At 59.3% G+C, this 20,664-nt stretch carries 19 protein-coding genes and 2 tRNA genes; 12 read left to right on the forward strand and 9 right to left on the reverse strand.

The window, feature by feature from the left end:
- The 7 genes from B9A13_RS08235 to ilvA all read right to left on the reverse strand — a co-directional run bounded on the left by B9A13_RS08235 (window position 1) and on the right by ilvA (window position 5,781).
- Window positions 1-558 (reverse strand): DNA-3-methyladenine glycosylase I, encoded by a 558-nt coding sequence (locus B9A13_RS08235; protein WP_084234661.1) that lies wholly within the window; start codon window positions 556-558, stop codon window positions 1-3.
- A gap of 119 nt (window positions 559-677) precedes the next feature.
- Window positions 678-842, reverse strand: a complete 165-nt coding sequence (locus B9A13_RS14105) for a hypothetical protein (RefSeq protein ID WP_159448072.1) — start codon at window positions 840-842, stop codon at window positions 678-680.
- Window positions 842-1,279 carry a Fur family transcriptional regulator gene (locus B9A13_RS08240; RefSeq protein ID WP_159448073.1) on the reverse strand — a complete coding sequence of 146 codons (438 nt, stop codon included), beginning with the start codon at window positions 1,277-1,279 and terminating at the stop codon, window positions 842-844. Before B9A13_RS08240 ends, B9A13_RS14105 begins: the two co-directional genes overlap by 1 nt.
- A gap of 307 nt (window positions 1,280-1,586) precedes the next feature.
- On the reverse strand, window positions 1,587-2,546 hold the full coding sequence (locus B9A13_RS08245; protein WP_084234663.1) for a 3-hydroxyacyl-CoA dehydrogenase family protein: 960 nt from the start codon (window positions 2,544-2,546) through the stop codon (window positions 1,587-1,589).
- A gap of 375 nt (window positions 2,547-2,921) precedes the next feature.
- On the reverse strand, window positions 2,922-3,521 hold the full coding sequence (recR, locus tag B9A13_RS08250; protein ID WP_084234664.1) for a recombination mediator RecR: 600 nt from the start codon (window positions 3,519-3,521) through the stop codon (window positions 2,922-2,924).
- A gap of 128 nt (window positions 3,522-3,649) precedes the next feature.
- Window positions 3,650-4,297 carry a ribulose-phosphate 3-epimerase gene (rpe, locus tag B9A13_RS08255; RefSeq protein WP_084234665.1) on the reverse strand — a complete coding sequence of 216 codons (648 nt, stop codon included), beginning with the start codon at window positions 4,295-4,297 and terminating at the stop codon, window positions 3,650-3,652.
- Window positions 4,298-4,557: 260 nt separating this feature from the next.
- On the reverse strand, window positions 4,558-5,781 hold the full coding sequence (ilvA, locus tag B9A13_RS08260) for a threonine ammonia-lyase (RefSeq protein ID WP_084234666.1): 1,224 nt from the start codon (window positions 5,779-5,781) through the stop codon (window positions 4,558-4,560).
- Window positions 5,782-6,032: 251 nt separating this feature from the next.
- Here ilvA and B9A13_RS08265 point away from each other — a divergent pair, with 251 nt between their 5' ends.
- Window positions 6,033-6,809, forward strand: a complete 777-nt coding sequence (locus B9A13_RS08265; RefSeq protein WP_084234667.1) for an enoyl-CoA hydratase/isomerase family protein — start codon at window positions 6,033-6,035, stop codon at window positions 6,807-6,809.
- Between the two features lie 804 nt (window positions 6,810-7,613).
- On the opposite strand, the gene galE is transcribed toward B9A13_RS08265, so the two are convergent.
- Together galE and B9A13_RS08280 are read right to left on the reverse strand one after the other, a co-directional pair.
- The gene (galE, locus tag B9A13_RS08275) at window positions 7,614-8,600 is read right to left on the reverse strand and encodes a UDP-glucose 4-epimerase GalE (protein ID WP_084234669.1); all 987 of its coding nucleotides are present in this window, start codon (window positions 8,598-8,600) and stop codon (window positions 7,614-7,616) included.
- Between the two features lie 26 nt (window positions 8,601-8,626).
- Window positions 8,627-9,583, reverse strand: a complete 957-nt coding sequence (locus tag B9A13_RS08280) for an alpha/beta hydrolase (protein WP_084234670.1) — start codon at window positions 9,581-9,583, stop codon at window positions 8,627-8,629.
- Between the two features lie 393 nt (window positions 9,584-9,976).
- Here B9A13_RS08280 and B9A13_RS08285 point away from each other — a divergent pair, with 393 nt between their 5' ends.
- From B9A13_RS08285 to B9A13_RS08335, 11 genes are all read left to right on the forward strand, one after another.
- Window positions 9,977-11,293, forward strand: a complete 1,317-nt coding sequence (locus B9A13_RS08285; RefSeq protein ID WP_084234671.1) for a hypothetical protein — start codon at window positions 9,977-9,979, stop codon at window positions 11,291-11,293.
- Window positions 11,278-11,985: a DUF6320 domain-containing protein gene (locus B9A13_RS08290; protein ID WP_084234672.1), complete on the forward strand. Its 708-nt coding sequence runs from the start codon at window positions 11,278-11,280 to the stop codon at window positions 11,983-11,985. The genes B9A13_RS08285 and B9A13_RS08290 overlap by 16 nt, the downstream gene beginning before the upstream one ends.
- Window positions 11,986-12,226: 241 nt before the next feature.
- Complete coding sequence (locus B9A13_RS08295; RefSeq protein WP_084234673.1) at window positions 12,227-13,447, forward strand: argininosuccinate synthase; 1,221 nt, start codon at window positions 12,227-12,229, stop codon at window positions 13,445-13,447.
- Window positions 13,448-13,471: 24 nt separating this feature from the next.
- Window positions 13,472-14,860, forward strand: coding sequence for an argininosuccinate lyase (argH, locus tag B9A13_RS08300; RefSeq protein WP_084234674.1), 1,389 nt, complete (start codon window positions 13,472-13,474; stop codon window positions 14,858-14,860).
- On the forward strand, window positions 14,850-15,782 hold the full coding sequence (gene argC, locus B9A13_RS08305) for an N-acetyl-gamma-glutamyl-phosphate reductase (protein ID WP_084234675.1): 933 nt from the start codon (window positions 14,850-14,852) through the stop codon (window positions 15,780-15,782). Before argH ends, argC begins: the two co-directional genes overlap by 11 nt.
- A gap of 35 nt (window positions 15,783-15,817) precedes the next feature.
- A complete protein-coding gene (argJ, locus tag B9A13_RS08310) occupies window positions 15,818-17,035 on the forward strand; it encodes a bifunctional ornithine acetyltransferase/N-acetylglutamate synthase (RefSeq protein WP_084234676.1) in 1,218 nt (405 codons plus the stop codon).
- 101 nt (window positions 17,036-17,136) lie between these two features.
- Entirely contained in the window at window positions 17,137-18,000 is an 864-nt protein-coding gene (gene argB, locus B9A13_RS08315; protein ID WP_084234724.1) for an acetylglutamate kinase, read from the forward strand.
- Between the two features lie 33 nt (window positions 18,001-18,033).
- Window positions 18,034-19,209: an aspartate aminotransferase family protein gene (locus B9A13_RS08320; RefSeq protein WP_084234677.1), complete on the forward strand. Its 1,176-nt coding sequence runs from the start codon at window positions 18,034-18,036 to the stop codon at window positions 19,207-19,209.
- 12 nt (window positions 19,210-19,221) lie between these two features.
- Window positions 19,222-20,157: an ornithine carbamoyltransferase gene (gene argF, locus B9A13_RS08325; protein WP_084234678.1), complete on the forward strand. Its 936-nt coding sequence runs from the start codon at window positions 19,222-19,224 to the stop codon at window positions 20,155-20,157.
- 256 nt (window positions 20,158-20,413) lie between these two features.
- Window positions 20,414-20,500: transfer RNA gene (locus tag B9A13_RS08330), tRNA-Ser, on the forward strand.
- 35 nt (window positions 20,501-20,535) lie between these two features.
- A tRNA-Ser gene (locus B9A13_RS08335) sits at window positions 20,536-20,626 on the forward strand.
- Window positions 20,627-20,664 lie beyond the last annotated feature (38 nt).

Consider the following 20,664-nt stretch of genomic DNA (forward strand, 5'->3'; position numbering starts at 1 on the left):
TTACTTCCCTGTCCTGCAAAAGCAGGAGTTGATATGGTCGTTCACGATCCCCGTGGCCTGAAGGTGGGCGTAGACGACGGTGGAACCCATGAACTGAAAGCCCCGGGCCTTCAGATCCCGGCTCACCCGGTCGGAAAGCTCCGTTGTGGCGGGGATCTCGGCTATGCTCTCATAGTTTCCCGTGACCGGAATTCCATTCACAAAGCCCCAGATGTATCGGTCGAAGCTGCCGAATTCCCGCTGAATCTCCAGAAATCCTTTGGCGTTGGCGATGGAAGCCCGGATCTTCATCCGGTTCCGGATGATTCCGGGATCGGCAAGGAGCGCTTCCACCTTGGCCTCGTCATAGGCTGCCACCTTGACAGGATCAAACCCGTCGTAAGCTCTCCTGTAGTTTTCCCTCTTTTTGAGAACCGTAAGCCAGCTCAGGCCGGCCTGAGCCGCTTCCAGGACCAGAAATTCAAAGTGTTTTCTGTCGTCGTGAACGGGGATGCCCCACTCCTCGTCGTGATACCGGATGTAGAGCTCCCCGTTAAGGCACCAGGGACAGCGATTCATGGCGGGTTCCTCCCTGCGGAATTAATTCATGACTGCTGAACCATTCAAAAACACAACAATACCAATGTTTAAACAGTGCTTTTGAATGATTCAGGTGCAAGGTTTTTGTGCGATTCCACTCAAAAACCGTGCACCGTGACTTTGCGGCGTGTGTCCGCAAAGTCACACAGGAAGTCAATCAATGCATCTGAAACGGAAAAACGCCCTCGTTTTGCCGTCAAAAAGAGCAACGGTTGCTCTTTTTGCAAATGCGTTTCAAAAAAACGCATTTGTTCAGTGGACATTATTTTTCACGGCCCTTCTCCTGGCATTCCGGGCAGTATCCGTAAATATCCAGCCGGTGCCCCGCAATGGAGTACCGGGTTTCGTCGGCAAGGGATTTTTCATAGGCCTCCAGGGGGCAGTGCCGGATGGACAGTATCTTTTTACAGCCAAGGCACACCAGATAATGGGTGTGGAGCATGCGGTTGAGTTCGAACAGCGCCCGGCCGTCCCCCGTGATGTGAAGCTTTGTGGCAAGACCCTTTTCCGCCAGAACCTCCAGGGTCCGGTACACGGTGGAGAGATTTGCGGAAACGCCCCTGTCTTTCAGCCGAAGGAAAACCTCCTCCGCCGCCAGGGGCTGGCTGCTCTGTCCCAGGATATCCAGCACGGCCACCCGATGCCTGGTGTTTTTCAAGCCGCTTTGTTTAAGATGCTCCCCGTAATCCGACGGCGTCATGGAAATCCCTCCCATCGATTGAAAACGCGCGGGTATCGGAGTAAGGCCGGAAACCGGTTTCCGGATGCGGCAGATTCCGCTGCGGATCCACAGTCCGGCGAAAACGGCCACTTGCGAATCATTTGCATTTAGAAATACTATTTTATACCGGCTGGTGGATTCTGTCAATATCGGAGGAAGAAAGAGGAAAGTTCAGATACTGTCCGGATACAAAATTTATAGAGTGTTCGTAGCAAATAGAACGGGGAGGAAGAAATCTGATTTCTTCCTCCCCGGTATTTGAGTGAAAAAACGGATTTGCCAGAAATTAAAGTTTGCCGTGATATTTCAGCAGCTGAACCAGTCCGACATCGCGCCACTTGGCCAGCTCTTGGTCGTCCCGTCCGGTTCCGGGAGTCCTGTGCTTCAGCTCTTCGGCAACGCCCGGCACGGCGTAGTTGGCCGCATACCCCTCGGGGATTTCGGTCCAGGTTGCCATATCTTCATACCAGGCCTTGGTGGTGGGTCCGATATGATCCAGCAGGAATTTGATTCCGCCCTTGCCGCCGCCCAGCTCTCCGCAGAGGTGCGGGCCCATGAGGCCCCAGCGCAGGCCCGGACCGAACACGACGGCCTTGTCCACGTCTTCCACGGTGCAAACGCCCCGGAGCACCAGCTCGTAAGCTTCGCGGTTCACCGCCACCTGGATCCGGTTGCAGATAAAGCCCGGGCATTCCTTGTTGAGGACCACCGGCTCCTTGCCCATTTCGCGGTAGAAGGCTACCGCTTTGTCCAGGGCTTCCTGAGAGGTGTGTTTTCCTTTGACCAGCTCCACCAGGGGAATGAGGTGAACGGGATTGTAGGGATGGCCGCCCACGATGCGCTCCGGGTGCTTGGCATATGCCGCGATGTCCGAAACGAGAAGGCCCGAGGTGCTGGAACCGATGATGGCGTCCGGCTTGCAGTATTCTTCGATGGTTTTGATGATGGACTGCTTGATGGCGATGTTTTCCGGCCCGTTTTCCTGGATGAACTCGGCGTCCTTAACGGCTTCCTTTACGTCGCTGGTGTACTTTGCCCGCTTCACGCAGTCGGCGTACTGCGCGTCGTCAAGAACCTTCATTTCCTTGTAGAAATCCAGCATGGCGGTAATCCGAGCCTTGGCGTCCGCCAGTTTGGCTTCGTCCAGATCGTACAGGGTTACGTTTACGCCCTTAATCAGGAAGTTGACTCCCCACGCGCTTCCGATGAGTCCCGTGCCGAAGCAGGTTACATTTTTGATACCCATAATGCTCCTCCTATTTCATATATACAGATACCGGCGGCCGCCGGGCGTTGCGCAAATGCCGCGGACATAGAAAAAACGCCTGAAGAAAGTCCGGCGGTGGGGTTTGTGCCGTGGAGCGTTCCGCTTCTTTCTAAAAGGCGGCTGCGAAAAATCTCACCGAATAATGAACGGATTACAACAAAATTATTATAGAATCCGCAGAAGAATTTGTCAAACGGATATCAGAAAATTTACATTTTATCTAAAATATCAGAAAAACAACCGCAGGGGCGTTTCATGTCCCTGCGGCCGGTCCGTCGAATAAGTCCGTCGCTTTTGCAGTTTTGCGCCCGGCTTTGTATCCCGGGACACAAAATCCCACTGAATGAAAAGCCCTTACATGTCCCTGCGGCCTTCCAGCGCCCGCAGCAGCGTCGCCTCGTCCGCGTATTCCAGATGGCTTCCCACGGGGATGCCGTAGGCGAGCCGGGTCACCTTCACGCCGAAGGGTCTGAGAAGACGGGACAGATACATTGCGGTGGCCTCTCCCTCGGTGTCGGGGTTGGTGGCCATGATAACCTCGTCGACTCCCCCCGCCGCCACCCGTTCCAGAAGGGATTTGATCTGCAGGTCGTCGGGCCCCACATGGTTCATGGGAGAGATCACCCCGTGGAGCACGTGGTACCGGCCCCGGTATTCTTTTGTCCGCTCTATGGCCGCCACATCCTTGGGATCGGCCACCACGCAGACCACGGACGGGTCCCGCTTGGGATTCCGGCAGATGGGGCACAGCTCTCCGTCGGTGAGATTGCGGCAGACGGTGCAGCACGTCACGGTGCGCTTTGCCTCCAGAATGGCGTTTGCGAAAGCCTCTGCCTCCTCCGGGGGAAGAGAAAGCATATACAGGGCTAGCCGCTGGGCCGATTTTGTCCCGATCCCGGGAAGGCGCGCAAACTGCTCGGTGAGCCTGTCCAGCGCGGCGGGAAAATACTGCATGGATTTCATCCTCCCTGAATACGGATGCCCGGCAGGGCTCCGCCCGTGAAACAAATGTGTTGAAACGGGAACACCGGCAGATCCCGCCGGATAAACGGCCAAAAAAACAACCGGCCCTCAGAAATGCGTTACCCTTTCCGAAGCTCTGCAATCCTCGCCGGAATGTCCGCGGCTCCGTAAACCGAGCTGCCGGCCACCAGCACGTTCGCTCCCGCCTCGATGACGAGCCCCGCGGTGTCCGGGCCGATTCCGCCGTCCACCTCCAGCTCGCACCCGGGATTATAGCGGTCTATCATCTCCCGTACGGCGCGGATCTTGGGAAGCTGATCGGCCATGAAAGCCTGTCCCCCGAAGCCCGGCTCCACCGTCATGACGAGTACCATGGAGATTCCCCGGATCCAGGGTAGCAGGGCCTCGGCGGAAGTGCGGGGCTTGATGGAAAGGGCGGGGCGGACTCCGGCGGCGCGGATGGCCTCCAGGGCGGCGGTGATCTGCTCCGGCGTGTCCGCTTCGGTGTGAACGGTGAGGATGTCCGCTCCGGCGTCGGCGAAGGCCTTGATATATCGCACCGGGCGGTCGATCATCAGGTGCACGTCCAGGGGCATCGCCGTGATCTTCCGGATGGAACGGACCACCGGCACACCGATGGAGATGTTGGGGACAAAGATGCCGTCCATCACGTCCACATGGACGTAGTCCGCCGTGGAGATCCGGTCGATATCCCGCTTGAGATAGGCAAAATCGGCTGAAAGAAGGGAAGGGGCGATTTTGATCATGGTTCAGTCCTCCCGGAGAAAAATCGTTGCGGTTCCCGCCTTTTCCGCTATGTTCCGCCCTTCCGCCTGCCGGCCTTCCCGGAACGGCGCGGGCGGGGGAAGCATAGGATACAGAAGGCGGCGGGACCTTCGGCCGGCCGGCGGCATCCTTCTTGCCGCTCCCACAGAGCGTCCGGCCCTGACCGGCGGGCCGCGGAGCGCCGCTTCATATAGGGGACGGACGGACAGTCCGTCCCCGCTGCGTTGTCAGGCTGTGTATGTCAGCAGCTGTATACGCTCTTGGAGGATACCACACGGGCTTCGTATCCGCCGTCGGCGAGAGCCTGCATGATGGCGTCCTTGTGCTCGTGGCCGAAGGCCTCCAGGGTGACCCGGAGCTCCACGGCGCTTTGCCGGTTGATGCTGATAAACTGGTTGTGGTCCAATTTTATGATGTTGCCCCGCTGCTCGGCGACGATGCGCGCCACGTTGAGAAGCTCGCCCGGCCGGTCGGGAAGAAGCACGGAGAAGGTGAAGACCCGGCCCCGGTTGATAAGCCCGTACTGCACCAGAGAGGCCATGGTGATGACGTCCATGTTTCCTCCGCTTAAAAGCGAGACCACGTTTTTGCCCTTGGCGTCCAGGTGGTGCAGAGCCGCCACCGACAGCAGCCCCGCGTTTTCCACGATCATCTTGTGGTTTTCCATCACGTCCAGAAAGGCGTCCACCAGCTCGTCGTCCTCGATGGAGAGGATCTCGTCCACATATTTCTGGATATAGGGGAACACCAGATCTCCCGGCGTTTTCACCGCCACGCCGTCGGCAATCGTCTCCGCCTTGGGCAGAGAAACCACCTTGCCGGCCCGGACGGAGGCCAGCATGCAGGCTGCTCCCGCGGGTTCCACGCCGATCACCCTCACGTTGGGGTTTAAAAGCTTGGAGAGGGTCGCAACCCCCGCGGCCAGACCGCCGCCGCCGATGGGGACAAGGATGATATCCGTGTCCGGCAGGTCCTTGAAGATCTCATAGGCGATGGTGCCCTGCCCCGTGGCCACGGTGAGATCGTTGAAGGGAGGAATGTAGGTGAGGCCCCGCTCCTCCGAAAGCGCCATGGCACAGGCGGCCGCGTCGTCAAAACTGCCGCCCTCCAGGATGACGTTGGCGCCGTACTCTTTTGTGCGGTTCACCTTCATGAGGGGCGTGGTGGTGGGCATGACGATGGTGGCATCAATCCCGCTTACCTGGGCGGCGTAGGCCACGCCCTGGGCGTGGTTCCCCGCCGAAGCGGTAATGAGCCCGCGGCGCTTCTGTTCCTCCGGAAGCGTGCTGATCTTGTAATACGCTCCCCGGATCTTGTAGGCACCCGTGACCTGCAGGTTTTCGGGCTTCAGGTACACGTTGTTGCCCGTTGCCTGAGAGAAGTACTTGCTGTAGACCAAATCGGTTTTCAGCAGCACTCCGGACAATGTCGCCCTGGCTTCCTTGAATTTTTCCAGCGTCATCATGCCAAAGTCCCCTTTGTAATATTACTCAATTCTAATATGATATGCGAAAAACCGGCTCTTGTCAACGCACAGACCCGTTGGAACGCACGGAAAGAGAGGTTTTTCCGGGAAAAGGCGGCAGGGCCCGCCGGATGTATATATATGACGATACGGTTTTCGCGATTGTGTTTTCTTGACAGCCCGTCTGTCAGGATATACTATTAAAAAAGAATCAAACTGCCGGAATGCCGAATCGACGAAGGAGGATAAAAATGGAGTATAAAACGATCCTTACGAGCAAGAAGGAGCATATCGCCACCATTACCCTCAACCGGCCCGAGAGCCTGAACACCTTTTCCCTGGAGATGGCGGTGGAGCTGGACGCCGCCTTATGGGAGGCGGACAGGGATGACGACGTGTATGTGGTAATCCTCAACGGCGCGGGAAAAGGCTTCTGCGCGGGCATCGACGTGAATATGATGAAGGGCCATTCGGCGGCCGAGCTTTACTGGTTCACCGGCCCCACCCAGGAGGCGAGCCTCACCATGTCCCGGATGGTAAAGCCGGTGATCGCCTCGGTACATAAAATCGCCGTTGCCAACGGGGCCGGGCTTGTGGCCTCGGCGGACCTCGCCGTCGCCGCCCGGAGCACCCGGTTCGGCACCACCGCGGTGAACGTGGGCCTGTTCTGCATGGGCCCCGCCATACCCCTGTCCAAGAGCGTGGGCCGCAAACGGGCCCTGGAGCTTTTGTTCACCGGGGACATCATCGACGCGGAGGAGGCCCTTCGCATCGGCCTCATCAATAAGGTGGTGGACGACGACAAGCTGGAGGAGGAAACCTGGAAACTGGCTAAAAAGATCGCCGCCAAGAGTCCCCTGGGCGTCCAGATGGGCAAGCGCACCTTTTACGCCTGCGCCGACCTGGAGTATTCCAAGGCCTACGACATGGCCAACGGCCAGTTCGCCATCCTGGGCAGCACCGAGGACGCCACCGAGGGCATCGACGCCTTCTTAAACCGCCGCGAGCCCAATTTTAAGCTGAAATAAAGATAAATAAAACCAGGGGGACAGTCAAAGACTGTCCCCCTGGTTTTATTTCTGGATTTAATACAGTGGGCCGTCCTTCGGAATATGCTTACTGGAGCTCGAACGGGAGCTGCGCGCTCCCCGCTGGGGGTAACTTTTTGTTTCTGCAAAAAGTCACCAAAAACAGACCAAGGGGTTCCGACCCCTTGGATTCCCATAGGAGGGCTCTGCGGTAAACGCGCCTCCGGAAAGCCCCGGCCGTTGGCAGAATGAACCGCACGAGCAGCTCAAAAGGAGAAACTTTGTTTAAAACCCGCAACCGGCCTTCCAACAACCGGTTCCAGCGGCTCAGAAAATCTGAAAAAACATGCTGCTCCCAACGTTGAAGAGATTTTCCTGGCAAGGGACGTACCTTTTCAGTTAACATAATACATATAACAACTGGCGGGATCATTAAAATCCTGACATGTCCCAGAGCCGGAAATTTGAAAAAGCCGATCATCTTAAACGTCGCGCGAAATACGTTTTCGAAGACTAAATAAGCCCCACAAGCCAAAACCCAGAGAGCCCCGATTGCGGGCTGAAAAATGGACTTCTTGCCACAGAGCTGTCCGTGCGTTCGAAACTGCCGATAGTCAATTACTAGCTAAGAGCGTCTACCGGAGCACCCTCCCCATGGAGATCCAAGAGGCCGGAGCCTCTTGGCATCCTTTTGGTGACTTTTCCTATGCAGGAAAAGTTACCCCCAGCGGGGAGCGCGCAGCTCCCGTTTGAACCCCGTTCGGAATAAAGAACATCTTGAAACTCAGCGGTATAATATTATTTTTATCCCCCATATCCCTCGGGATGAGCCTCATGCCACCGCCAGGCGTCGGCGATGATCTCTTCGATATCCGGATGCTTCGGCTTCCAGCCCAGGACCTTTTCCGCCTTTTCGCTGGAGGCCACCAGGACGGCGGGATCTCCCGGGCGGCGGGGCGCCTCGCTCACGGGGATGGGTTTTCCCGTGACGCGCCGGGCGGCCTCGATGATCTCCCGGTTGGAAAAGCCCCGGCCGTTTCCCAGGTTGAAGGCGGCGCTGGGGTTTCCCGCCTCCAGGTATTGAAGGGCCAGGAAATGGGCGTCCACCAGGTCTTCCACGTGGATGTAGTCCCGCACGCAGGTCCCGTCTGGGGTGGGATAATCGGTCCCGAATAAGGTGAGGCTCTCCCGCTTTCCCTGGGCGGCGGCCAGGACCAGGGGAATGAGATGGGTCTCCGGCCGGTGATCCTCCCCGATGCCTCCGTCCTCCCGGGCGCCGGCAACGTTAAAGTACCGCAGTGCCGCGTATTTGAGGCCGTGGGCGGCATCGAACCAGCGGAGCATCTCTTCCACGATGAGCTTGCTCTGCCCGTAAGGGTTGGTGGGGCTTTTCGGGTGCTCCTCGCCGATGGGGACCCTCTCGGGCTCCCCGTAGACCGCGGCGGTGGAGGAAAAGACCAGGCGGCGCACCCCAAACTCCGCCATGGTCTCCAGAAGGGACAGCCCCGCCATGCAGTTGTTGCGGAAGTATTTTTCCGGCACGGTCATGCTCTCCCCCACCAGAGAAAAGGCGGCGAAATGGATGACCGCGTCGATTTGCTCCTTTTCAAACACGCTCCGGAGAAAGGCCCGGTCGCCCACGTCTCCCACGTAAAGCCGGCCGCCCGACAGGGCCTCTTTATGCCCCTTGGAAAGATTGTCCACCACCACGGCGTCGCCGCCGCGGCGGGAAAGCGCAGAGACGCAGTGGCTGCCGATATAGCCCGCGCCTCCGGTAATGAGTATCGACATGGTTTAGCCTCCCGTTTGTATCAATATTACAGGTCCAGAAGAAAGCGCCCGATGCTGGAAACGGCCTCCCCCGCCTTTTTAATGGGGAACATCTGGAAGAGATGCCACATGCCCTCCCAGACCTCCAGGCGGCAGGGCACCTGGGCCTGGAGCAGGCGCTCGTGAAGCAGAATCGAGTCGCTGTACAGGATCTCGTTTTCCCCCACCTGTAGAAAGACCGGCGGGAATCCCGTGAAATCCCCGAAAAGGGGAGAGACCAGGGGGTCCTTCAGGTCGTGCCCCCGGGTATAGGCCCGGACTGCGGAGGCAAGATAATCATTGGTGAGCATGGGGTCGATTTCGGCCCGTTCCTTCCGGGACTCTCCGGAGCCGGTGAGATCCGTCCAGGGAGACATGCAGATGAGCGCCCGGGGGAGTTTCCGTCCCTGCTGCCGGAGCTTGTGTGTAAGGGCGAGGGTCAGGTTGCCCCCCGCCGACTCCCCGGCCACCACCACCCGCCCGGCCCCGTAGCCCAGGTACATGAGATGGTCCCAGGCCCGCAGGACATCCTCCAGCTGGGTGGGGAAGGAAAACTCCGGGGCCAGCCGGTATTCGAAGAGCAGAACGTCGAAACCCGTGGCCGAGGCAAGCTTCGAGGCCAGGATCCGGGCGTAGCTCAGTCCGCCGCTTAAAAAACCGCCCCCGTGGCAGTATAAAATGGCGTTCTTGCGGCTGTGGCCCCGCTCCGGGCGGATCCAGGCCGCGGGCATCCCGTCGATGTCGAAGGGCTGATACTGCATCCCCAGCATGGGGGAGACCAGCTTGCCCAGAAGGCGCTGGGCCTGGCGCTGGCGCTCGAGGCCCATGTCGTCGATGGCGCTGTGCACGTTGCGAAGGGCGGCCATGATGGGCTGGAGCTTCTTTTCTCCCATTTGTTCCTTGTCGGTGGCTTTATCCTGCAGGACTTTGAAACCAAATCCCTCGGGAAACCAGCGGCTGCTCATAAATAACCTCCTGTGCGCGTATGCGCGCAACCCAAATATAAAATCTCCCACACACAAGGGAGCGGTGCTTTCATTGCGGCCGTGCCGTATTGACGGAAAAGCCGGCGCCCTCCGGCGGCAGAGTGAAGATCCGCACGGATCTTATCCGTCTGGGGGAGCTCTCTGAAACCCTCGCAGGTATCATACCACATTCCGGAAGAAAATAGAATCATTCTGATTTGCCGAATGTTTCTCCGTTTCTCTGGAAAAGCGCGCCTTTCGGCGGCGGAACCTTCGCCTGATTTGCCTGATAATATTGCCTCCGCCGGATGGCAATGATACAATACTGGTAAATGAGTTATCATACAGACCGGGGAAACGCGCCGGCCCGGTCAAAACAAAGGGGGCGGAAAGTTGCAGGAAAAAAACGGAGCGGAAAAAAGCCGCGGCTGGTATAGGCTGGATAATTCCGCCGCGGTCTATCCCGCTATCCAGCGGGACGATTATTCCGCGATTTACCGGTTTTCCGCGGTGATGAAAAAACGAGTCGACCCCGCGCTTCTTCAGCGGGCAGTGGACCTCACGATGCCGAGATTTCCCGTTTTCAACGTGTGCATAAAAAAAGGGGTGTTCTGGTATTATCTCGAGCCGAACCTCAAGCCCGGCCCCTTTGTCAAGCCGGATATAGCCAATCCCTGCATGCCCGTGCGGTTCCGGGAGGATAACGGGTATCTGCTGAGAATCTATTTTTATGAAAAACGCATTTCCGTCGAGATGTACCATGCCCTTACCGACGGGGCGGGGGCGATGGTGTTTTTAAAGACTCTGCTGGCCGAGTACCTGCGCCTGCAGGGATATGAGATTCCCTGCACCCTTGGGGTCAAAGACGTAGCCGCGCCCCCGGAAGAGGAGGAAGCCGAGGACGCCTACATCCGGTACGCCACCTCCGAGACCCCGCGCGGGATGAAGGAGGACAAGGCTTATCCGGGCCTCGGGACCCGGGCTCCCTTTTATACTCTGAACGTAATTTCGGGTCTGGTGTCTCTGGACGAGCTCCGCCTGACGGCGAAAAGCTACGGCGCCTCCATCACGGAATACCTTTCGGCGGTCCTTATCCGGGTGCTGCTGGACAAGCAGAAGCGGGAGCAGCCCCACAGGCTCCGCCCCGTGGCCCTGGCGGTCCCCATCGACCTGCGGAGATTTTTTCCCTCGGACACCCTGCGCAATTTCATTCTCAACGTCTGTCCCGCCGTGAACCCCGGCATGGGGGAGTATACCTTCGAGGAAATCGTCCGCCAGGTGCACCATTACATGCGCCTGAACTTAAGCCGCCAGTACCTGCGCGCCAAGATGACCGGGAATGTGAGGCTCCGCTTCAACCCCTTTGTTTCCCGCATACCCCTGGTGATGAAAAATCCCCTTCTCTATATCAATTATCAGAGGATGGGCAACCGGCAGTATTCCGCGACCCTTACCAATCCGGGGGTTTTCCGGGTTCCCGCGGCCATGCGGGAGCACATCCAGAGAGCCGAGATGATGCTGGGGCAGTCCTTTGCCGCAAGAGCAAACTGCGGCTGCATCAGTTTTGGAAACACGATGGCCATCACCTTTGCCGGCTCCATCGTGGAACCCGACGTGGAACGGGAATTTTTCCGGCGCCTGGTCCGGGACGGGATTCATGTCCGGGTGGAAAGCAACCGGGAGGAGGGAAACGGATGTCATACTGCGTGAACTGCGGCGTGGAGCTCCACGAAACGGCGGGGGAATGCCCCCTGTGCAAAACCCCCGTCCGCAATCCCAAGTGCCCCGCGGACACGGTTTCCCCGAAGCCCTATCCCGCGGACAAAGGGGAGGTTCCCCCCGTGAGCCGGCGGGAGATCGCCCTTATTGTCAGCGCGATGCTCGCCTCGGTCTCGGCGGCCTGCGGCCTTTTAAACCTTCTTGTGCTCAATCCAGGACGCGGCTGGTCCTTGTATATCATCGGCGCCTGCGTCATGCTCTGGGTGATTCTGGTGCCCCCCTTCCTCACCCGCCGGGCCCGGGGGCTGCCGCACATTCTCATGGACGGCTGCGCAGTCGCCCTCTATGTGGGGCTCATATCGTTGGATCTCCGGGGCGCAGACTGGTATACGGCGGTGGCCCTTCCCCTCATCGGGGGGGCGATGGTGTTCGTATCCTTGCTCTACCTGCTGCTGCACCGCCGCCGCCGGTCGCTGCTTACCGGCATTATTTCCTATATCGGCGCCGCGGGGGTCTATTCTTTGGGGGTGGAATGGATCCTGGACCGGTATCTGATAGAAAGCCCCGGCGTCAGCTGGTCCTTGGTGGTGTGCACCATCTGTGCCGCCCTCATGATCCCCCTGATCGTCGTACGCCGCCGCCCCGCCCTCCGGGAAGAGGCGCGGCGAAGATTCCATGTCTGAAAAAGCGTGCATAATATGCATATTATAATGAATATACATGAATATATTCATCTGGGAATGGAGGAATAAGCATTATATACAAGAATATATGATGTAAAATAAGAAAGTTCGGCTTGCATAATCATTCACCCTGTGGTATTCTTTTTAAAACGGAGCCATACAGCTGCGGTTCCCCGCCGCCCGCGGCGGGGACTGTAAATTCCGATAGAACTTGCCGCTGCGGCGGCGGAATGGAGCAAACATGAAACAGATCAAAAAAGCCGTTCTGGCGTATTCCGGAGGACTGGATACCTCCATCATCATCCCATGGCTGAAGGAAAATTACGGCTGCGAGGTGATCGCCGTCTCCGCCGACGTGGGCCAGGGGGACGAACTGGAGGGCCTGGAGCAGAAAGCTTTGAAAACCGGAGCCTCCAAGCTCTACATTCTGGACCTGGTGGACGAGTTTGTTAACGACTACATCATCCCCACCATGAAGGCGGGAGCGGTGTACGAGGACGGGTACCTCCTGGGTACCTCCTTCGCCCGGCCCATCATCGCCAAAAAGATAGTGGAGATCGCCAAGGCCGAGGGAGCCGACGCCATCGTCCACGGCTGCACGGGGAAGGGAAACGACCAGGTGCGCTTTGAGCTTACCATCAAGGCCTTCGCCCCCGAGATGACCATCATTGCTCCCTGGCGCATCTGGGATCTCAAAAGCCGCGACGATGAGATCGACTACGCCGAGGCCCACAACATACCCCTGAAGATCAACCGCGAGACCAACTATTCCAAGGACAAGAATCTCTGGCATCTGAGCCACGAGGGTTTGGACCTGGAGGATCCCGGCAACGAGCCGGACCTGGAGTCCATCCTGGAGATGGGCGTGACCCCGGAAGCCGCCCCCGACGAGCCGGCCTATGTCACCGTTGACTTCGACAAGGGTGTCCCCGTTGCGGTAAACGGGGAGGAGATGAGCGCCACAGAAGTGATTCGGCAGCTCAACGTTCTCGGCGGGGCCAACGGCGTGGGGATTCAGGACCTGGTGGAAAACCGCCTGGTGGGCATGAAGAGCCGCGGCGTGTACGAGACTCCCGGCGGCACCATTCTCTACCGGGCCCATACCGTCCTGGAGACCATCACCCTGGACAAGGAGACCCTCCGGGTGAAAACCCAGCTGGCCCAGAAATACGCCGACCTGGTTTACAACGGCCAGTGGTTCACCCCCCTGCGGGAGGCCCTGGATGCCTTTGTGGATAAGACCCAGCAAACCGTCACCGGCACGGTGCGTCTGAAGCTCTATAAGGGCAACGTCATGAACGCCGGCGTCTGGTCCCCCTATTCCCTCTACAGCGAGTCGGTGGCCACCTTCGGGGAGAGCGATTATAACCAGAAGGATTCCGAGGGCTTTATAAACCTCTTCGGCCTTCCGATCAAGGTGAAGGCGACCCTGGACGCTCAGCGGGAAGACGCCGTAAAATAATACATCCCCAAAAGGAGAGCGCATATGAAACTGTGGTCGGGCCGGTTTCAGAAGGAGACCGACGGGAAAGTAAACGACTTCAACTCCTCCATCCGCTTTGACGCAAGGCTGTACCGGGAGGATATCCGGGGCAGCATCGCCCACGCTTCCATGATGGGAGAGCAAGGGATAATCTCCCCGGAGGAGGCGCGGAAGCTGGTATCGGGGCTCGAAGACCTCCTCGCGGACATCGAGGCCGGCAAGGTGGAGTTTTCCCCGGATAACGAGGATATCCACATGAACATAGAGGCCCTGCTGACCGAGCGCCTGGGGGAGACGGGAAAGCGCCTGCACACCGCCCGGAGCCGGAACGACCAGGTGGCCGTGGACCTGCGGCTGTACTTAAAGCGGGAGATTCCGAAGGTTCTGGAACAGATCCTGGACCTTCAGAGGGTGCTGGTGAAAAAGGCGGAGGAGAACCTCGACACTGTCATGCCGGGCTACACTCATCTTCAGAGGGCCCAGCCGATTACCTTCGCCCATCACATGATGGCCTATGCCAACATGTTCTGCCGGGACGTGACCCGGCTGGAGGACTGCCTCGGGCGGATGGACCGTTCCCCCCTGGGCTCCGGCGCCCTGGCGGGTACCACCCATCCTCTGGACCGCAGAAAAACGGCGGAGCTTCTGGGCTTTGCCGGGATCACGGAAAACAGTCTGGACGGGGTTTCCGACCGGGACTACGCCATAGAACTCTGCTCGGCCCTCTCCATCCTTATGATGCACCTGTCCCGGTTTTCCGAGGAGATCATCCTCTGGTGCTCCTGGGAGTTCAAATTCGTGGAGCTGGACGACGCCTTTTCCACCGGCTCCTCCATCATGCCCCAGAAGAAAAACCCCGACGTTGCCGAGCTGGTGCGGGGAAAGACCGGACGGGTCTACGGCTCTCTCGTGACCCTGCTCACGGTGATGAAGTCTCTGCCTCTGGCTTACAACAAGGATATGCAGGAGGACAAGGAGCCGGTTTTCGACGCTCTGGACACGGTGCGGCTCTGCCTCCCGGTATTCACCGGCATGGTGGACACCATGAAAGTGCGCCCGGATAACATGCGGAAGGCCGCCGAAAAGGGCTTTCTCAACGCCACCGACTGTGCCGACTACCTTGCCAAGCGCGGCGTTCCCTTCCGGGACGCCTATACCGCGTCCGGCCGCCTGGTGCGCGAGTGCGTCGAGGCCGGGAAAACCCTGGAGGAGCTTTCTCTGGAGGAACTCCGAAAATATTCCCCCGCCTTCGACGGGGACGTGTATCAGGCCCTCTCTTTGGACGAGTGCGTCGCCCAGCGGAAGACTGAGGGCGGCCCCGCGCCGGAGGAGGTGCGGCGGCAGATGGATCTGATTTTGAAATTTGTTGAGGCGAGAACGGGTGAAAAGTAAGGTTTTTATAGACGGCAGGGAGGGGACCACCGGCCTGCAGATCCAGGAAAGACTGGCCGGCCGGCGGGAGCTTGAGCTTCTTTCCATTTCCGACGCCCTGCGCAAGGACCCGGCCGAGCGCCGCAGGCTTTTGAACGAAGCCGACCTGGTGTTTCTCTGCCTGCCGGACGAGGCCGCCAGGGAAGCTGTTTCCATGATCGAAAACGGGAAAACCCGGGTGATCGACGCCTCCACCGCACACCGGACGGCGGAGGGCTGGGACTATGGGTTCCCCGAGCTGTCTTCCGGACACAGAGCCGCCGTAGCGGCCTCACGGCGGGTGGCGAACCCCGGCTGCCACGCCACGGGCTTTATCTCCGTCGTATACCCCCTGGTGAAGATGGGGATCCTCTCCCCGGCAAGCCTTCTCTCCTGCCACTCGCTCACCGGTTACAGCGGCGGCGGGAAAAAGATGATCGCCGAGTACCGGGACCCCGGCCGGGCCGCCGAGTTTGCCGCTCCCCGGCAGTACGGTCTGAACCTTTCCCACAAGCACCTTCCGGAGATGAAAACCGTCTGCGGGCTGCACACACCGCCCGTTTTTTCCCCCATCGTGGCGGATTTTTACGCGGGTATGGCCGTCTTCGTCCCCCTGCATAAGGAGCTCACCGGGGGGCTGGGGGCCCGGGAACTCCGGGAAGCTCTGGCGGGGTATTACGCGGGGCAGCGGTTCGTTTCCGTCTCTCCCGAGGTGAAGACCGCCGGGATGCTGAGCCCCTTGGGCTTCGAAGGAACCAACCGCCTGGAGATCACCCTCTGCGGAAACGGGGAGCAGGCTGTGGCGGCTGCCCGGTTCGACAACCTGGGGAAAGGCGCCTCCGGTGCCGCCGTCCAGAACATGAACCTCATGCTGGGGCTGGACGAGGGCGCGGGACTGGAATAAACGAGTATCGCCGCATTTGGCGGGAGGAGATAGTTATGCAGGAAATTACAGGGGGCGTCGCCGCTCCCATCGGTTTTACCGCGGCGGGGATCCACTGCGGAGTGAAAAATAAAAACCCGGAGAAAAAGGACGTGGCCCTGATATACTCAGAGGTTCCCTGCGCTGCCGCGGCGGTGTACACCAAAAACCGGGTCAAGGCCGCGCCCATCTGGGTTACCATGGAGAACCTGTCCGACGGAAAGGCTCAGGCGGTGATCTGCAACAGCGGCAACGCCAATGCCTGCGCTCCCGGAGGAACGGAAAACGCGAAGACGATGTGCAAAGCTGCGGCGAGGACCCTGAACATCCCGGAGAGCGACGTGGTGGTGGCCTCCACGGGGGTCATCGGCCAGCCGCTGAACATCGGAGTGATCGAAGCGGGCATCCCCGCCCTGGTTTCCGCCCTGTCGAAAGACGGGTCGGACGCGGCGGCCAGGGCCATCATGACCACCGACCTTATGAAAAAGGAGATCGCGGTGCGCTTTAACCTGGACGGTAAAACCGTCACCATGGGGGGCATCGCCAAGGGATCCGGCATGATCCATCCCAACATGGGAACCATGCTTTGCTTCATCACCACCGACGCGGCGGTGGAGCCCGTTTACCTCAGAAAACTCCTCCTGGCCGCGGCGGAGCGTACTTTCAACCGTGTCAGCGTGGACGGGGACACCTCCACCAACGACATGTGCGCCGTGCTGACAAACGGTCTGGCGGGAAATACCGTGATCGCGGCGGAAGGGAAGGACAGCGAAGCCTTTCTGGATGCCCTGGTCCATGTCTGCCGGTATCTGGCCCGGTGTATGGCCGAGGACGGGGAGGGCGCCACCCATCTGGTCACCGCCAAAGTCGGCGGAGCATCCGACAACGAGACCGCGGCGGCCCTTTCCATGGCGGTGGTCTCCTCTTCTCTGGTGAAGGCCGCCATGTTCGGCGCCGACGCCAACTGGGGCAGGGTCCTCTGCGCCATGGGTTACTCCGGCGCTGACTTCCGTCCCGAGGCGACCGACGTGTATTTCCGTTCCAAATCGGGAGAAATCCTGGTCTGCAGCGCGGGAACGGGGATTTCCTTCGACGAGGCCGAGGCCAAGCGCATCCTCTCGGAAAAGGAGATCATCATCGATATCCGCCTCAGTGAGGGCGGGGGAACGGGCGAGGCCTGGGGCTGCGACCTTACCTACGACTATGTCCGCATCAACGGAGATTACAGAACCTGAAAAAACATGGAAGCTGGTATGAAATCGATATCCGCCGGCATACTGTGCCCGGCGGCGGACCCAATCCCAGCCGGCGCACAGCGGCGGAACGGAAGGTATATATGACCTATTCCCATGTGGACAGGGCGACGGTACTGGCCGAGGCCCTGCCCTATATTCAGAGATTCAACGGCAAGACCGTGGTGGTGAAGTACGGCGGCAACGCCATGATAAGCGAAGAGCTGCGCCAGGCGGTGATCAGCGACATTGTGCTTTTAAGCTTAGTCGGTATCCGCGTCGTGGTGGTCCACGGGGGCGGCCCCGAGATCAGCGACATGCTGAAAAAGATCGGCAAGCCCTCCCGGTTTGTAAACGGCCTGCGCTACACCGACGGGGAAACCATGGACGTGGTGCAGATGGTCCTGTGCGGCAAGGTGAACAAGGATCTGGTGGCCACCATCAACCGCATGGGAGGCAAGGCCCTGGGTCTTTGCGGCATGGACGGCGGCATGATGAAGGCCGTGAAGCTGCAGGACGGGGAAAACGACTACGGTCTCGTTGGGGAGATCACCGAGGTCTGCCCCAACCCCGTGACCGACGCTCTGGAAAAGGGCTATATCCCGGTGATCTCCACCGTCGCCCTGGGCATCGACGCCGAGACCGCATACAACATCAATGCCGACACGGCGGCGGCCAAACTGGCCGTGGCCCTGAAGGCGGAAAAGCTGATTCTGCTCACCGACGTCCGGGGCCTTCTGCGGGACCCCAAAAACGAGGAGACCCTGCTCCATGTGGTCCAGGTTTCCAGCGTTCCGGGCCTTGTCAAGGACGGGATTATCGGCGGCGGCATGATCCCCAAGGTGGACTGCTGCGTGGAGGCTGTCCGGTGCGGCGTGGAGCGCACCCATATCCTGGACGGCAGGATCCCCCACTCGATTTTAATCGAGATGCTCTCCGACGAGGGCATCGGAACCATGATACTGTGACGCCGGGTTTCCCGGACGGAAAGGACGATTGTCATGACCTTTGAGCAGCTGAAGGCAAAAGACGTAGCCTATGTGCTGGCCACCTATCCCAGATACCCCGTCGCCTTTGAGCGGGGGGAGGGCGCCCGCCTTTACGACCTTTCCGGTAAGGAGTACATCGATTTTTCCAGCGGTATCGGTGTTGCCAGCATCGGCCACGGCAACCAGAAGTGGGCCGAGGCCATCCTGGAGCAGGCCCTGAAGCTGGGCCATGTGTCCAATCTTTATTATACGCAGCCCTACGCGGATCTGGCGGAGGTCGTCTGCCGCCGCAGCGGGATGAGCGGGGTCTTCTTCGCCAACTCCGGCGCGGAGGCAAACGAGGGCGCCATCAAACTGGCGAGGAAATACAGCTTCGACAAATACGGCAAGGGCCGGGGCACGATCATCACCCTGAAGCAGTCCTTCCACGGCAGGACCGCGGCGACCCTGGCCGCCACCGGGCAGGATGTCTTTCACAACTACTTTTTCCCCTTCCCCGAGGGGTTCCGGTACGCCGAACCCAATGATATCGAGAGCGTCCGGCGCGAGGGGGGACCCGACGTCTGCGCGGTGATGCTGGAGCTGGTGCAGGGCGAGGGTGGCGTGTATCTTCTGGACCGGGAGTTTATTCACGCCCTGGCGGTTCTATGTGCCGAGCGGGACTGGCTGCTTATCGTGGACGAGGTCCAGACCGGCATCGGCCGCACCGGCACCTTCTTTGCATACCAGCAGTATGGTATTTTGCCCGATGTGGTGACCTTCGCCAAGGGCATCGCGGGAGGGCTTCCCCTGGGAGGGTTTCTCTGCAGCGAGCGCACCCGGGGGGTTCTCACTCCGGGGACCCACGCCACCACCTTCGGCGGAAACCCCGTCTGCTGCGCCGCGGCTCTCGCGGTGATGGACATTCTGGACGAGGAGGCCCTGGCTCAGGTGGAGGACAAGGGAAACTATATCCGGGAGAGCATCCGGGAGATGAAAAGTCCCTACATCGCGGAGGTCCGCGGCCTGGGGCTCATGATTGGAGTCAGGATTAAGGACATGACCCATAAGGAAGCGGTGAACATGCTTCTGGCCAACGGCCTGGTCTGCCTCACCGCGGGGCAGGACACCCTGCGCCTTCTTCCGCCGCTCACCATCACCAAAGAGGAAATCGACAAGGGCCTGAAAATTCTGAAGGCCGTGCTGTAAAGGAGACCGGATATGAAAAAAGACCTGTTAAAGCTCCTGGATCTCAGCAAGGACGAGATCATCAAGATCCTGAATATGGGCGACCAGATGAAATACAACCAGAAGCACAAGCTGCCCCACGCCTATTTGGAGGGCAAGACCCTGGCTATGATCTTCGAGAAAAACTCCACCCGCACCCGGGTCTCCTTTGAGACCGGCATGTACCAGCTGGGTGGCCACGCACTTTTTCTCAGCGGAAAAGACTCTCAGATCGGCCGGGGAGAACCGGTGCAGGACACTGCCCGGGTTCTCTCCAGGTACTGCGACGGCATCATGATCCGCACTTTTGAGCAGCAGGTGGTGGAGGACCTGGCCAGATACGCCTCCATCCCGGTGATTAACGGGCTCACGGATTTTTCCCATCCCTGTCAGGTGCTGGCCGACCTCATGACCGTCCGGGAATACCTGTCCCGGCTGGAGGGCCTGAAACTTGCCTATGTTGGGGACGGGAACAACATGGCAAACTCTCTCATCGTGGGCGGCCTCAAATGCGGGATGCACGTATCCGTCGCCTGCCCCGAGGGCTACGAGCCCCACCCGGACGTGCTTGCTTTCGCCGAAACCGTCACCGAGACCAAGTTCACCCTCACCCGGAGCGTCCTCGAGGCGGCCGAGGGAGCAGACGTTTTGGTGACCGACGTGTGGGCCTCCATGGGGATGGAAGCCGACGCAGAAAAACGCAGGCGGGATTTTAAGGGATATCAGATTAGCGAATCGGTGATGAAAAAAGCCTCGCCCCACGCCGTGGTGCAGCACTGCCTCCCGGCTCACCGGGGAGAGGAGATCACCGATGAGGTTTTCGAGGCCCACGCCAAGGAGATCTTTGACGAGGCGGAAAACCGCCTGCATGTTCAGAAAGCCGTCATGACTATGCTCATGGGCAAGGAGACAAACGGGAGCCGGATGTAAATCCCATCGCATATCAGTATAAGACAGCCGTTTTTGGTTAAAAACGAAGCGGGGAAAGATCCCCGCTTCGTTTCCTGCGGTCGTCCGGTGGGCACGGAAGGAAAGCCCCGGCCGTTCTCCGTCATACGGTGTTTTCCGCCGCCGCGGTTCCCCCCGGCGCTATGCCCGGAGCGGTTTTCCTCTGGCCGGGTTTTGGGTTGACAAAGAAGTACCGGTATGGTATCATTTCGCTTGTATCTGAAAAGATATGTAAAATGGAGAGATGTCCGAGCGGTTTATGGAGCTGGTCTTGAAAACCAGTGACCCGAAAGGGCCGGGGGTTCGAATCCCTCTCTCTCCGCCACGACAATACGATTATATTTCTTATATTCGTCATCTGGAGAAGTACTCAAGAGGCCGAAGAGGCGCCCCTGCTAAGGGTGTAGGGCGGGAAACCGTCGCGAGGGTTCAAATCCCTCCTTCTCCGCCAAAGGAAAACCCTGTAGTTTCAACGACTACAGGGTTTTC

It is taken from the genome of Papillibacter cinnamivorans DSM 12816, from assembly GCF_900176335.1.
Taxonomy (GTDB): Bacteria; Bacillota; Clostridia; order Oscillospirales; family Oscillospiraceae; genus Papillibacter; species Papillibacter cinnamivorans.